Raw genomic sequence first — 13,466 nt, forward strand, 5'->3', positions numbered from 1 at the left:
CTGGGAATTTTTGTGTGCTGAATTATAAACTAATAGTAAAAATTGTAACATTATATTTCAATTAGAGTATAGTTTCAGACAACATCAATTTTTAAAGTGAAGTTTATACTTAGAAATAAGTAAATGAAGGTAGGTGCATAATGAAACTACAAGATTTCTTGGGAAAAGAGGAAAAATGGGGATTTGATGCGATCGCTGGAGATGAAGAATTGTCTCGTCAGATTCAGATACTGTTAATCGGCTTAGGTTTGCTGGAACCACCAGCCGATGGTAAATTTGGCCCTGTTTCTGTGATATCTCTCAAAAAATTTCAAGAATTAGCAAAGACTGGAGAGAGTGATTTTTTAGCAGCAGTCACAGCCAAGAAACTGATTGAAACCAAACCAGATGATCTTCCTAAACCCCCCTTAAAACTCGGTAATGACATTGCCAGCAAGATAGTGAAATACTTGCTATCTAAAGATTATCAGGTATTCACCAATCTAAAAGAATACAACATTGTTTATGTAGAGGGCATAGATGCAGACTGGACTCTCAACAGTGACACACCCAATCAATTTAACGATCGCCGGATTGTGATTGAAGTAGTAAATGGCGTTCCAAAAATCGTAGATCACTGGGAAGCGACTACAGAACCAGGGAGGTACTACACTTATAATCCGATGAATCCTAAAGGAGCAGCTAGGATTCAGTTTGGACAATACAAAGCTTGGGCTGTTGGCATCCACGGCACAGCAGAGCCTCACGAAGCATTAGTGCAAGTTGGAGATATAACTGTTTGTAGAGATTTCAACAAAGATTTTAAACGGACTGGCGACAAACTTGATACAGGTGATGATTTTTATGTGAATCAACACTACGGCTTTGATTTTCCCCGGAATGATATTCGCCTTGCTAGTGCGGGTTGTTTAGTAGGACGTACTCGTGAGGGACATAGAGAGTTTATGGCGATTGTTAAACAAGACCGCCGTTATCTCGCTAATCGCAAGTATAGTTTTTACACTAGCGTGATTCCTGGAGATGATTTACTGAAAATGTTTCCAGGATGAGGTAATGGTTTATTGGTAGCATTTGTTGTTGTGATGCAACGTTTAAGTAAGGTAGCACAGCTGTGCTACCTTACTTTGTCTAACCTTGTTCTTGTGGTTGCCCTATTTCTGCCGTCAGCTTCTCTTTATCTTGCCTGCGTTTTTTGGCGTAAAGCTGAATAGTGACTGCCATGAAAATAATCATGGCAAAAATAGCCCAGGCAGCGATATCTGTAGGTAGATTGTTCTTAAATACAGCCAACAGGACGATCGCTACTAACATAACTGTAGGTGCTTCATTTAAAGCACGTAATTGCTGACTATTCCAGCCACATTCATCTACTGCTAATTTCTTCATCAGCCGAGCGCAGTAATGATGATAGCCAATTAAAATGGCAACAAACAGCAGTTTAATATGCAACCAACCCTCTTTTAATACGTCCGGTTCAGTGCTTAATAAACCGATAGCCATTGCGATCGTCACGAACATTCCTGGGTTAGTGATAATAGAGTAGAGGCGCTTTTCCATAATTTGATACTGATTTTTCAGTATCGTTCGTGCTGGTTCAGGTTCTTGATTAGCTTCAACGTGATAGATAAAAAGACGTACTAGGTAGAACAAACCAGCGAACCAGACTACAAATCCGACAATATGAAAGGCTTTAAACCATGAATAAGCCATAAGTCTTAATCTCCTTTACTTGTGGTTTTAATGCATTTTTAATGGTAATAAAAAGTTCACAAATGCAGGCGGGGATAACATTTATAAATCTAGCAAAAATCCAGAATTTATTTCTTTACCACAGATAAATACCGATAATTTATCTGTGTTTATTTGTGGTTTCATTTTTATAATATCGATTTTTGCCAAAGGGATATTGTCAATGTGTATCTTTACGACGCACAAAGGGTAAAAGGTCTTCTAAAATCGTCTCGTAGTAGTGTTCTTGAGGATAATGTCCGACGTTATTAAGTTTTATTAATTCGGCATTTGGTGCAGAATCTGTAAAATTTTGGGCAATGTCTACAGATAACCAAGGGTCAATCATCCCCCATTGAATCAGAATTGGCTGTTGCCATTCTTTAAAACCAGATTCGATTTCTGTCATTGCTGAATCAAGTTGTAAATTGCGAATACTTGATAAGAGACTTCGACCAGATGTAGAAGCTTTCAAAAATGGTTTGCGATAAATATCTAAATCCTTATCTCCGATGCGATAACGGCTACCACCTTCTAGCGTCCGGTCAACTAATAGGGGGTCTTGGGTCATGACTTCACCTACCAAAGGTAAACCCATTTGTTTAATTTTCCAGGGTAATTTAGCAGCAGTTGAAATTGGTGTATTTAAGATAGCTAAATTAGCAATTTGTTCTGGATGACGCAAAGCATATTGTAGTCCTACAGAACCTAAAAAGCCTTGTACAACTAGAGAAAAATGTTCAATTTCTAGCGCTTTGATAAATCCTTCTAAAGCTGTAATAAAAGCATCGGGAGTGTAAGCAAAATCTCGTTTTTCTGGTTTTAAAGAATTGCCATAACCAATCCAATCTGGAGCGATCGCTCTTGTACCTTGATTCGCTAAAGCAGGTATAATATTACGCCAACTATAACTTTGTGAAACTAAGCCGTGTAGCAACAACACAGGCACTAAGTCAGTTCTACCGATTGGTAAAGATTCGCGATAAAACCATTCCAGTGAATCTACATTGATTTTATGTTCTGTTATTGACACGCTATTTTCCTATGGATTGGGCATTGGGTATGTGGCATTGGGGAGCCACTGCGTTGGACAGGTTCTCCGGCTTGTCCCTTGGGCGTCTCCCTTAGGAGAAGCAAGTGGCGTCATTGAGCATAGTGCATTGGGCATTGGGCATTAGTTATTTTCTTTCTCCCCCTGCTCCCTCATCCCCATTGCCCACTCCCTGAGGAATAATCATCTCACGAATTGCATAAGCTGTGGCGGGTGCAAGTAAAACGCCGTTGCGGTAGTGTCCGGTAGCTAGGAGGACATTACTAAACCCTGACAACTTACCAATAACTGGGGCTGGGCGTCCTTCAGGACGGGGACGTAACCCCGACCAAGTGCGGATAATAGTTGCTGTGGCTAACTCTGGGCAAAATGCGATCGCTTGTTCTCTAGCAGATTCCAGCAGTTCTTGATTTGGCGGTATCTCATTTTCATTACTGGGAAATTCCACTGTTGCACCTACCCAATAATCTCCACCGCCCACAGGAACAATATGGACATCGTTACCCGTTATCGTCGGCTGGAAGTCGGGATTGCCTAATGGATGCCCTACGCGTACTTGCAATGCTTGCCCAAGCACAGGACGGATATCAATTATCTGATTTAATTTTGCTGTCAATGGTGTTGAACCTAACCCTGCTGCGACTACAAACCAATCAGCGGCTATTTTTCCTTCTGTAGTCTCAAGTTGAACGCAAAATTGGGGGGAAGACTCAGGTGGTGAGGTTTGGGCATCCAATACAGTCACGCCAAATTTGAAAGTTACACCATTTTGCTGGGCAGCCTCAACTAAAGCTAATGTGAGGGCAGTTGGATCAAGTTGACGGTCTTGAGGAGAATAGACAGCGCTAGTAATTTTTTCGTGTAGGCGCAGCCCGTCGTAGACATCAACTTGAGGACACATATTCTGGAGTTTAGCAGTGTCCCAAATTTCTAAATGCCAGCCTTGAGAGTGGCGAATTTCTACTAGTTTTTCCCATACTGAAATTCCCTTGCCGCCCGTGTTCAAGGGGGGATCAGACAAAAGCATCAGAATTCCCTGGCGATTAAAAGGGATTTTGCGACCTGTTAAAGCTTCTAGTTCAGGAATCAAAGTTTCATAGCGTTGGATGCTAGTTTGTCGCATCTGCCAAGCTTTGCCCTTAATTTTTTGGCTGATTGCGCCCATTAAAACGCCAAGTGCAGCGCCCGTGGAAGCTTGTGCTGGTGGTTGTCGATCGCAAACCGTGATTTTTAGCCCTTTTACTTGACTCAGTTCATAGGCGATCGCAGCCCCAACTATACCACAACCGATAATAACTACATTCATGACTTGTGCTTAGAGTTAGAAGTTAGAAGTGAGAAGTTAGAAGTGAGGAGTTAAAAATTTAAAACTCTTAACTCCTAACTCTTAACTCTTAACTCTTAACTCTTAACTCTCTTCTGCTTTAGGAAGCAGATCGAGGAATTTGTCAATGTCTGTGAAAGCAGCTTGGGAGTTGCTCAAGGCAACTTGAGGATTGCCAGCACTAGTAGCTTTATCAAGTTTAACCAGGTCGTTAAACAAATCTCGCGTTATTTGACGTGCTGCGGGTTGGTCTTTGGGTAGAAGGTTGGGAGTGACATAAGTCAGGTTCAGCCTTGCTTCTGTTACGGGGCCATGTATAAAGTTACGCACGTTGATCCAATCACCTGTTTTGATCAGGGTTTTCAACTCTTGTGAGCGATCGCGCACAGCCTGAATTTCAGGAATATATGCCTGAATTCTTTCAAGTTGTGTTGCCGTGTAAGTTGGAGGTACCAGAGCGACACCAGGGCCGCCACAACTAATAAGAAATGTGGCCAATAATACTAGAACAAATGAAAAAATCGAGCGTTGACGCACCATACACTGAACTTAATTGCTTTTTGTTTACCGATTACCAGTGTCATTTTAGATCGCTAGCGCAATTTATCGTTCACTCTAGTCAACTTTTAACTAATTCTCTAAATAGTAACCGCGCTGCCCTGGCTGCAACTTTCATCCTCACCAACTTAACCGGGCGGCCGGCGGCTTTCTCAGTATCTAGCAGTTCGCCCAACTGGTGTACTATGCGATCGCTAAGGCGTAATTGTTTAGGTTCAATTATAGTAAAAACCCATTGCCACAAGGCTTTACGACATAAGTTGCTACCTTCAATTACCTTACTTTTATGTTTATCGCCCGATGATTCCAGTGACCAAGCCATACCCAAAGCCTTCTGAAACCTCCTGAGCCAAAGGTGTCGCTTAGTACAGTTTTTTGTAAAAACGTAGCGTTTTTAATGCAGGAGAACGCATTAACATTCCTTTGGAATGCATTGGCATTGCGTCGGGATGCATTAACAATGCAAGCCGACGCATTAACAAAACGGCTGATACATTAACAATGCAAGCCGATGCATTAACAAGGCGGCTGATGCATTGGTATTGCACAATATTGCCAAATTTAATTCGCTACGAATTAATCAAATGCTGTACTTATACCAATTCGCTATGAAGATACACTTAATTATTAAACGAACCGCCCTTCGGTTGACGCAAGGGTAGCGCAGCGTTAACGTCTGACTCGCTACTGACTACGCTAACACCAGTCGCCTACAGCGGGAAACCCGCCGGAGAGCGCTGGTTCACCAAGTACGCCAAATACGCCAAGAGAGAAGGCACAAGCGCTCGGCATGGTGGCAAACAGTGGCTCTCAAGCCTAGTCCAATAGTCAGCTTGTACAGTAAATCGTATTTCTTGCTTTGGCGATTGCAAATTGTAGTTACGGATGGTAAGACGCGAAAAGTCAATTAGCAGAAAGCTTAAAAACAGAACCTAACGTGCAACTGAGTCCCGACAGATTAATACGGGTACTGCTGTAACTTCTAATCTTGATAAAGCCAGAGTCCGAACTGGGAAACCATCACCTTCGGTGGCAGCGATTTCGGCAGGTTTTTCCCGGCTGGTAAGCAGCACACAGCTTTGATGCCCAGTTTCTCCCAATCGCCACAAAAGTTCGCCGGAGGATTCATTGCCTTCAGTTTTCTGAAGTAGAACTCACTGGGGATTCTTCTCAGCCAAAGATTTTGCAGAAAATTTTGATATTTTTTACAAAGGGCAGAGTTTCATCTGCTTTTGAGGAATTTTTAAGTATAATTACTTAATAGGTGTTAGCCAGTCCCAACAAGAAGCGATTTTTGGCATCTGTTAGTAACGATGATTGTTAGGGAAGTATGATTTAGAGTTGCTAAATTTCAAAGGTCTTGATAAGCTGAAACACCAATGATATAAGCCTTCTGGCGGTTTTACTGTCTTCATATGCCCGAAGATGCCGATGCAATATAGGAGTGTTTTTTAGTGAACGCAGCTGAACAGGCAACGAACCTTGAACTCGCCAGCAACATTGCTACGGTGGTTAATTTGTTCAAATTCGAGTTTCCTGATGCCAAATCTGATCTCAAACCCTGGAAAAATGACCCGGAAACCAGGCAGTTAGTCGATCCAGACTCTATAGACATTGGCTTTCACTTTCCCGGTATTAGCAAATCTTGGCGAAGTCGCAGTATTTTAATTCAAATTCGATTTTATCAAGATCCCATCAATAACTCATGCCGGGCGATCGGCGTGCAGGTAGCTGGATTTGATCATCGCGGCGAGGCGTGGCGACTTTCTACGGTAGAAAATTGGAGTATTGTCGGCGCGTCTTCGCCTTCTGGTGAAATTGGGGATAAGCTCAAACAGATTTGCCGACAGATTTTAGAAGTTTTTAATAAACCAACTGATTTAACTAACACACCGTAGGGGCACAGCATTGCTGATCGGTGTCAAGTCGGTTCGCGAAATTCAAAAGCTGTACCCCTACTCTCAAAGCGTCTTGTAGAAAAGATGTTGACGCCGCGATCGCCTTAGGGACTTCCAGTTAAAAAAACATCCCATCTCCGGGGCGCAAGGCCTTGCGCCCCTACAAATGTACAAATAATTTTGGATAATTTATTTTTTGTCAGTCCCTTAAGTGTATGATTCGCAAACTCGCTCGTCCCGCCACAATTGATATAGCCGCGTCGCTGGCATCGTCATATACAAAACATCCCCAACACTGAGACAATTTTCTAATAAATCCCAGCCGTGATGGATTTGGTGATTTTTCTCTAAGTATAAAGGTACACAATCAGTAGACATGGCTACATCTTTCACCCACTGACCACAAAAGACGTGTGAAGGTGTAATCACAGTTGCAAAAGCCACCCAAAGACTATCTGCTGTGATGCCATTGCCGAGGATGCGTCCCCCTAGTGCAGCAGCGGCAAAAGCTGGGGCCGCTAGTTCCGCTGGACTCAGTACAGCCTCGAAGCCAAATAGCTGTTGCGCTATGCCGGCAAAATCGGGATCGGCATAATTAACAATCACTGGAATGCTGGGTGTTAAGCCTTTGGCTTTGAGGGCAATTTCCAGATTAGTAGCATCATTGTTAGTAACAGCAAGCACGGCGGCGGCAGACTCTATATTGCTGGCTTTGAGTATTGTGCGAAAGCTGGCATCACCCTGAATGACGGGGATACCGAGTTCGCGGGCGGTGTTGACATATTTGTTGTTGGAGTCGGGTTCAACTACTACAACTTCATATCCGCTGGCGTGGAGTTGCTGGACAATTCTCACCCCAATACCACTCAAGCCACAGACAATGTAGTGATATCGCTGGGGAATTCGGGCTGCATCCCAAAATTGCTTAAAGCGGCTTCCCAAGACAAAATCGGTGAGCATTGCATACCAAATACCAATCACCACTGCTCCAACCAGCATCATCACAACGGTAAATAGCTTAATACTATTAGGAGCATTTTCTACTACTTTGTCATTACCACCCGCTCCCGTAATCATGCCTACAGAAAAATATAGAGCATCGACAGGAGACAAACTCAACTCAGCCGACATATAAGTGAATGTAGCAATCGCAATAACCGCCAATAGTGCAACAGCACCCAGTAGTACCGATCGCCCATGTTGCTGAAACAGCCTAAGATTAGTCAAGACTTTCAGCAGTTTTTTAATCAATGATCTCCGAGGAGAACGGATACGGGGTTGAGTGCCAATAATTAAGCGATCGCCTACTTGTATCTTTTGTCCAGATATTACAGCTGACACCAAATCCATCTCACCTTTTACTGGCAAGTAATAAATCAGCATCCGCGATCGGTCTTCCCAGAATTCACTCAGCTTTCGACCCTTCCAGAAGTGGTTTTCATCAATGTATTCTTCGTGAATTGGCCAAGTTTGCTCAAATAATTTGATTTGTCCGATCGCTTGGCTTCCCAGTGCTGCAAACGTGAATACGGGTGCTACTAATCCCACAACACTCATACTCAAGTGGTCTGGCAAACTTTGATCTAGGCGCTCCCCCAAATTTGTATTATAAAAACGGTTGATAATCCGAATCTGGGGATTCAGCACTCGCGCTTGCATCATAATAGACAAATTCAGAGCATCTTTAGATCCAGTGATTACTAAAGTGTCTGCCTGTTGAATTCCGGCTGCTGTTAGGGTAGAAGCTGCTTGTAAATCGCCAACAATCACATCTGGTGCTGTTTCGCCAGGGATGGATTGGTGATGAATACCAACAACGAAGACTCCCTGCTGTCTCAGCAACCGAAAGGTTTTATATCCGGTAAGTCCTAAGCCACAAACAATAATTCGAGGTTTCATGAAACGGCAGCATCTTTTATAGGTAGGGCTGCATTTCTAGTTATTTATCAATATTGTTGCCCACTTGCCTGGAATATAACTGTAGCTGACAACACGATTGTTTCAATTGGGGGCAAGAGGCAGCAGGCAGGAGGTAGAGGCACGAAGTAGAAAGAGAATTATAAATTTGATGATTGAGGGTAAAAGGTTTTATAGCACTTCTCTTGTTGAGTTTAATAGAGACCTAGAACAGCCGCTTCTCTGCAACGAAAGGGGAGTAAGATTTCATTGCTCTCTCCTTTTAAGCTAAGGTGTACACACAAATATTTTGATCTGCAATGCGATTGTATCGGCTGACAATGCGATTGTATCGACTGACAATGTGATTGTTTCGACAGACAATGCGATTGTATCAACAGACAATGCGATTGTATCGACTGACAATGCGATTGTATCAACAGACAATGCGATTGTATCGACTGACAATGCGATTGTATCGACTGACAATGCGATTGTATCGACTGACAATGCCAATGCACACCCTACGTTACCTAGCAGCTTTAAAAGCTCACTATAATTTGACACCTCAAATAGGAGAGTTTTTTCTAGCCAGGGTTTGAACAGGCAATAAAATAATATAGAAAAATATGGCAATTTTTGTAGGTTGTGATACGCTATCTGCTTGAGGAGTGTCGAGGAACCGAAAATGCCTAAGCTGCGCGTGGGGTTACTATTTGGCGGTCGTTCGGGAGAACATGAAGTTTCGATCAACTCAGCCCGGGCGATCGCTAATGCCTTGAGTGCAGAGCAAAATGCTAGTAAGTACGAAATACTGCCTTTTTACATCCAAAAAGATGGATGTTGGCTAGCAGGAGAAACACCTCAAAAGGTTTTAGCAACCGGCAGTCCGCTACTGGAATCTGAACAATTAACTTCTGAAGCACATCTGATATCCAACCCTCAAGCCCAAACCCTCAACAAGTGGCAATCTCCCTCTCAAGTTGCCCAAGTAGATGTTTGGTTTCCCATTCTCCACGGCCCCAACGGTGAAGACGGGACAATTCAAGGGTTACTCACCTTGATGCAAGTCCCCTTTGTTGGTTCTGGGGTGTTAGGTTCGGCAATGGGGATGGATAAAATTGCCATGAAAATAGCCTTTGAGCAAGCGGGACTAGCACAGGTAAAATACAAGGCGATAACTAGAGCGCAGGTTTGGTCTAATCCTTGCGTATTTCCGAAATTGTGTGATGAAATTGAGGCAGTATTAGGTTATCCCGCTTTTGTGAAGCCTGCTAATTTGGGTTCATCAGTGGGTATTGCCAAAGTGCGATCGCGCCAAGAATTAGAAGCCGCCTTAGATAATGCTGCTAGTTATGACCGAAGGCTGGTTGTGGAAGCTGGTGTCGTCGCTAGGGAAGTCGAGTGTGCCGTTTTAGGTAACGATCAACCCCAAGCCTCTGTCATTGGAGAGATTATATATGACAGTGATTTTTACGATTATGAAACTAAATATACTTTAGGAATGGCAGATTTACTGATACCAGCACCGATTCCAGATGCGATCGCCCGTCAAATTCAGGACATGGCTTTGCAAGCCTTTGCAGCTGTTGACGCTGCGGGGTTGGCAAGGGTAGATTTTTTCTACGTGGAAGCGACAAAAGAAGTTTTGATTAACGAAATCAACACCTTGCCAGGCTTTACTGCAACGAGTATGTATCCCCAACTCTGGGCCCATAGTGGAGTCTCCTTTCCAGAGTTAGTTGATCGGTTAATTCAACTTGCGATCGCTAGGCATTCTCCTAGCTGAGGGAGAAAATAAGCAAACTGATTTCAGATTATTAGGGCAAAAGTCACAATAAATACAGAATTTTGGCAAAAGTTAGCCGGATTTGGTAACGTATGTTTTACAAAAAAGCTACTTGAATCTAAAATTTTGTTACGGATACCTGATGCTTGACTCCTCCAGTACAATTTATTGACTAGAGGGGTACAAATCTGAAAGTAATCATGGAAAAAAGTCAGAGTGTACAGCGTGAGCGAACCCAACTAAGAGGGGCTACTCCAGAGCTGACAAAAAGGAAATCGAGACTAAAACAAAGCTCGAATGTTCTGATATATCTGGTTGCACATCATCCTTGGCTATTGTTTACTGGGTTTTTAGCCATGTTTATCGGAGGTGGTGGCTTTGCCCTGTATAGCTTAGGTAATGCTGGACAGGTAGCACAAGAAGAACCAGAAAAAATCCCAGTTATAGTTGAACAACCAATCAATGCGCCCTCTGAGAATAGTAATCCTATACCTTTATGGATGGTGGCTGCGATCGTCCTCAGTTGTGGTAGTGGTTGCTTGCTCATTTTCCGAATGCTCAACCGGAAAGCGCAACCGGAAAAAGTCCAAAAACAGATTAACCGCCATCAGGCACGCTTGGCACAGAGCCATTACCAAAGATTGGAACCACGCCTTCCCAAGAACCAGCCAATTTTTGTGCCACAGCCACGACTGATGCCCGTTATGCAGATGCCACTAAAACCAAAAAATCTGGTGACGGTTCTGCCAGCAGAACACAAGCACCACTTGGATACGCGTACAGAATCTTTGGCAGACTTGATGGATCTTCGTAAAGATAGTTCCTTATCTGCAATTTTACGGCAGTATTAATAGTACTGTAAAGCAAAAACCTGTCAAAATCAGGACTTACGCACGGGTTATGAAAGAACGAACCACAGAGACACAGAGTACACGGAGGAATGAGAGTTTGAGAGGTTTTTTGCGTTAAGTCCTAAAAATAATACTTTTTACGAATTAGGGCACGGTTCTACCGTGTCTTTACTAGTTTTTACACGTCCGGTTAAACTGATAAGGAAGAAAATAGCAGATCAAGCAGTGAATAACATCGTGCGGTTAGTTTTGACAGCAATATTGCTGGTGCTAGTGACAGCTTGTGGCAGTATTGGACTGCTACCGACTAGCGAGTTAGTGCAAAAAGCGATCGCACTTGGGCTAGAGCAAACTCAACAAAAACTTAGCCAACAATTGGATCTAGATTTTCAAGGATTTGAAATCAAACGGCTATCAATTAGCCAGGAACAACCCCTGACGATTGAAAATTTACCAGCTTTCCGCGTTCGCGGAACCTATGACTTGATTGTTAAGTTACCAAAACGACGCTTGACGCAACCACAACAACCCTTTGACGTTTACCTGCAAATTCAGCAAGAAGGTAAAACTTGGCGATCGCTAATTCCAGAAAAAGGTAGTAAAAGTACTCAATCTAATTGGCGCAGTTATCTAGTTGAGTAAACCTGGTGCTATCTTATAAAATCTAAAATTGTCAATCTACCAATAGCTAGTTGACAAGTGATAAAAATCCTGTACAGTAGCCTGCGGGTTCTGGGTTCGCGGAGCGTCTGGTAGAGTTGGAGTATGCTTCATTCGCAATTGACTTTTAACGATTTTGGTAAATTTGCCTGCATTGGGATGCTCCCGGAATATGTGCTCCTAAAAAAACTATCACAAGCATTCTGAACACAAAATTTTTTGAAGTTTGAATTCCGCACAGTGGGATATGTGCTACTAGAAAAACCATCACAAGCATTTCCGTATAACTGCTGGGGTACAGTCATGATCGAGGTGATAGTTTCACCAAAGACAGGGCAAGATGTATATTAACTTTTTCATCAGTTCGATTGCTGGAATTGTGGTTGTGGTGCTGGCGGCTTTTGGCTTACTGCAATGGTTGCACATCCCTGCTGGTAACTTTCTTGATTGGGTGATTGGTGGTGCAAGTTTTTGGTGGCTGTTGGTAATTGTTACCGTACCGTGGAATGTACATTTTCAAGCCAAAGAAGTCTTAGCAGAAGCAGCACAATCCAAGGAAAAAGGAATTCCAGTCGATGAGAAACAAGTGAAGTATGTCACAGTGTTGGCAAAGCGATCGCTCTGGGTTGCCATTGCTTTACACTTATTCTCAACTGTTGGTCTTTATACTCTTGCTGCCACTGGTATTAGTACGGTGGGATATATCAGTTCTGGTGCAGCTTTGTTATTAACAATTCTGCGTCCAGCTATTCGCGCATATGAGTATTTATATGCGCGGTTAGCGATGATTCGCCAAGAATGGAAGTATCCGCGCGAAGATATTTTTGAACTGCGCGATCGCTTCTCTATATTGGAACAAAAAATCCAGTCATTGGAGGAGCAACTTAACCCAGAACAATCTTATTCATTACCAGCAACTCAACAACGCTTCGCCGAAGAAACTCGTAGAGATTTAGCCCGGATTGCTGCTAATTTGGAGGAATTACGAGCTACTAATCAAACTGAACATGAGCGTTTGGGGAGAGAAGCAAGGAATGCGATCGCGCAACTTTCCACTGACGGACAATTTCTCGATCATGTCCGTGAAATTATTCAATTTTTTAAGACTGCTTAATTATTACTCTCATCGCTAACCGAATTTTAAATTTTGGATTTAGAAATAGTTCAAAAAAAGCAAATAGACTTTAGTAAAATGATTCCTGTTCTTTTAGCAATATTTGTATTTGGTATTTCATATTATTTGACCGAATAATTCATAATTAATCGTTGCCAATTGCATAGATATAAAGCAATACGCTTTCTTTTGTGATACTTTGCCCCGGAAGATCCCCCCAAACCCTTTTAAAAAGAGGGGCTTAATTCAATACGCTTGGGTTAATGGGGCTTTTGCTATATGTGGGATCATACCAGGCAAAATATCCAATCCATCACGAGCAGATAAAAAACCCTACATCCGCGTGTGACAGCGATTGTAGGGCTGGTGTGTAATGAGGTGTCGCATTCTGAAATCTTTTAAATTGTACAAAAGGATTTGAAACGGATTAAACAACTGCGGGGGGATATCTGGGTAATGCTGGGGTTATAGTTTATTGAATTTGCTGAGGGTTGGCTATATTACAGGACTTACGCAACTGGCACAGCGCGATCGCAATTTTATAGTATTTAAGTACTATGTCAAAGTCGCGTACCCAGAGGGCATTGCTGAAATTAA

General features: G+C 42.7%; 13 protein-coding genes and 1 pseudogene. 7 read left to right on the top strand and 7 right to left on the bottom strand.

All coding sequences use genetic code 11. From position 1 onward, the window contains the following. Positions 1 to 140: 140 nt before the first annotated feature. Entirely contained in the window at positions 141 to 1,049 is a 909-nt protein-coding gene (locus tag V7K49_RS22245; RefSeq protein WP_335207500.1) for a peptidoglycan-binding protein, read from the top strand. A gap of 79 nt (positions 1,050 to 1,128) precedes the next feature. On the opposite strand, the gene hemJ is transcribed toward V7K49_RS22245, so the two are convergent. The 6 genes and pseudogenes from hemJ to V7K49_RS22275 all read right to left on the bottom strand — a co-directional run bounded on the left by hemJ (position 1,129) and on the right by V7K49_RS22275 (position 5,770). After that, positions 1,129 to 1,710: a protoporphyrinogen oxidase HemJ gene (hemJ, locus tag V7K49_RS22250; RefSeq protein WP_334870726.1), complete on the bottom strand. Its 582-nt coding sequence runs from the start codon at positions 1,708 to 1,710 to the stop codon at positions 1,129 to 1,131. 199 nt (positions 1,711 to 1,909) lie between these two features. Continuing rightward, the gene (locus tag V7K49_RS22255; RefSeq protein ID WP_334870728.1) at positions 1,910 to 2,761 is read right to left on the bottom strand and encodes an alpha/beta fold hydrolase; all 852 of its coding nucleotides are present in this window, start codon (positions 2,759 to 2,761) and stop codon (positions 1,910 to 1,912) included. Positions 2,762 to 2,906: 145 nt separating this feature from the next. Continuing rightward, positions 2,907 to 4,085 carry an NAD(P)/FAD-dependent oxidoreductase gene (locus V7K49_RS22260; RefSeq protein ID WP_335207502.1) on the bottom strand — a complete coding sequence of 393 codons (1,179 nt, stop codon included), beginning with the start codon at positions 4,083 to 4,085 and terminating at the stop codon, positions 2,907 to 2,909. A gap of 102 nt (positions 4,086 to 4,187) precedes the next feature. Continuing rightward, complete coding sequence (gene psbQ / locus V7K49_RS22265) at positions 4,188 to 4,643, bottom strand: photosystem II protein PsbQ (protein WP_335207504.1); 456 nt, start codon at positions 4,641 to 4,643, stop codon at positions 4,188 to 4,190. Between the two features lie 79 nt (positions 4,644 to 4,722). Continuing rightward, positions 4,723 to 5,040: pseudogene (locus V7K49_RS22270) on the bottom strand (IS110 family transposase); the annotation flags it as partial. A gap of 553 nt (positions 5,041 to 5,593) precedes the next feature. Beyond that, positions 5,594 to 5,770, bottom strand: a complete 177-nt coding sequence (locus V7K49_RS22275; RefSeq protein ID WP_334870736.1) for a hypothetical protein — start codon at positions 5,768 to 5,770, stop codon at positions 5,594 to 5,596. Positions 5,771 to 6,115: 345 nt separating this feature from the next. Between V7K49_RS22275 and V7K49_RS22280 the strand changes: the two genes are divergently transcribed. Beyond that, positions 6,116 to 6,559: a hypothetical protein gene (locus tag V7K49_RS22280; RefSeq protein WP_335207507.1), complete on the top strand. Its 444-nt coding sequence runs from the start codon at positions 6,116 to 6,118 to the stop codon at positions 6,557 to 6,559. Positions 6,560 to 6,766: 207 nt separating this feature from the next. On the opposite strand, the gene V7K49_RS22285 is transcribed toward V7K49_RS22280, so the two are convergent. Continuing rightward, complete coding sequence (locus V7K49_RS22285) at positions 6,767 to 8,458, bottom strand: NAD-binding protein (protein WP_335207508.1); 1,692 nt, start codon at positions 8,456 to 8,458, stop codon at positions 6,767 to 6,769. A 380-nt stretch (positions 8,459 to 8,838) separates the two neighbouring features. Between V7K49_RS22285 and V7K49_RS22290 the strand changes: the two genes are divergently transcribed. The 5 genes from V7K49_RS22290 to V7K49_RS22310 all read left to right on the top strand — a co-directional run bounded on the left by V7K49_RS22290 (position 8,839) and on the right by V7K49_RS22310 (position 12,869). Next, positions 8,839 to 9,057 (top strand): hypothetical protein, encoded by a 219-nt coding sequence (locus V7K49_RS22290; protein ID WP_335207510.1) that lies wholly within the window; start codon positions 8,839 to 8,841, stop codon positions 9,055 to 9,057. Between the two features lie 86 nt (positions 9,058 to 9,143). Then, positions 9,144 to 10,244 carry a D-alanine--D-alanine ligase family protein gene (locus tag V7K49_RS22295; RefSeq protein WP_335207512.1) on the top strand — a complete coding sequence of 367 codons (1,101 nt, stop codon included), beginning with the start codon at positions 9,144 to 9,146 and terminating at the stop codon, positions 10,242 to 10,244. A 200-nt stretch (positions 10,245 to 10,444) separates the two neighbouring features. Then, positions 10,445 to 11,095 carry a hypothetical protein gene (locus V7K49_RS22300; RefSeq protein ID WP_335207514.1) on the top strand — a complete coding sequence of 217 codons (651 nt, stop codon included), beginning with the start codon at positions 10,445 to 10,447 and terminating at the stop codon, positions 11,093 to 11,095. Between the two features lie 234 nt (positions 11,096 to 11,329). Then, entirely contained in the window at positions 11,330 to 11,737 is a 408-nt protein-coding gene (locus V7K49_RS22305) for a hypothetical protein (RefSeq protein WP_335207522.1), read from the top strand. Between the two features lie 358 nt (positions 11,738 to 12,095). Then, entirely contained in the window at positions 12,096 to 12,869 is a 774-nt protein-coding gene (locus tag V7K49_RS22310; protein WP_335207515.1) for a hypothetical protein, read from the top strand. The last annotated feature ends 597 nt before the right edge of the window (positions 12,870 to 13,466 follow it).

The organism is Nostoc sp., assembly GCF_036919675.1.
Taxonomy (GTDB): Bacteria; Cyanobacteriota; Cyanobacteriia; order Cyanobacteriales; family Nostocaceae; genus Nostoc.

What these genes read in the sequence shown, in the direction of transcription:
- V7K49_RS22260 (WP_335207502.1), bottom strand. Translation starts at nt 4,085, where the DNA reads ATGAATGTAGTTATTATCGGTTGTGGTATAGTTGGGGCTGCGATCGCC.
- V7K49_RS22300 (WP_335207514.1), top strand. Translation starts at nt 10,445, where the DNA reads ATGGAAAAAAGTCAGAGTGTACAGCGTGAGCGAACCCAACTAAGAGGG.
- V7K49_RS22295 (WP_335207512.1), top strand. Translation starts at nt 9,144, where the DNA reads ATGCCTAAGCTGCGCGTGGGGTTACTATTTGGCGGTCGTTCGGGAGAA.
- V7K49_RS22285 (WP_335207508.1), bottom strand. Translation starts at nt 8,458, where the DNA reads ATGAAACCTCGAATTATTGTTTGTGGCTTAGGACTTACCGGATATAAA.
- psbQ (WP_335207504.1), bottom strand. Translation starts at nt 4,643, where the DNA reads ATGGTGCGTCAACGCTCGATTTTTTCATTTGTTCTAGTATTATTGGCC.
- V7K49_RS22290 (WP_335207510.1), top strand. Translation starts at nt 8,839, where the DNA reads ATGCGATTGTATCAACAGACAATGCGATTGTATCGACTGACAATGCGA.
- V7K49_RS22245 (WP_335207500.1), top strand. Translation starts at nt 141, where the DNA reads ATGAAACTACAAGATTTCTTGGGAAAAGAGGAAAAATGGGGATTTGAT.
- V7K49_RS22310 (WP_335207515.1), top strand. Translation starts at nt 12,096, where the DNA reads ATGTATATTAACTTTTTCATCAGTTCGATTGCTGGAATTGTGGTTGTG.
- hemJ (WP_334870726.1), bottom strand. Translation starts at nt 1,710, where the DNA reads ATGGCTTATTCATGGTTTAAAGCCTTTCATATTGTCGGATTTGTAGTC.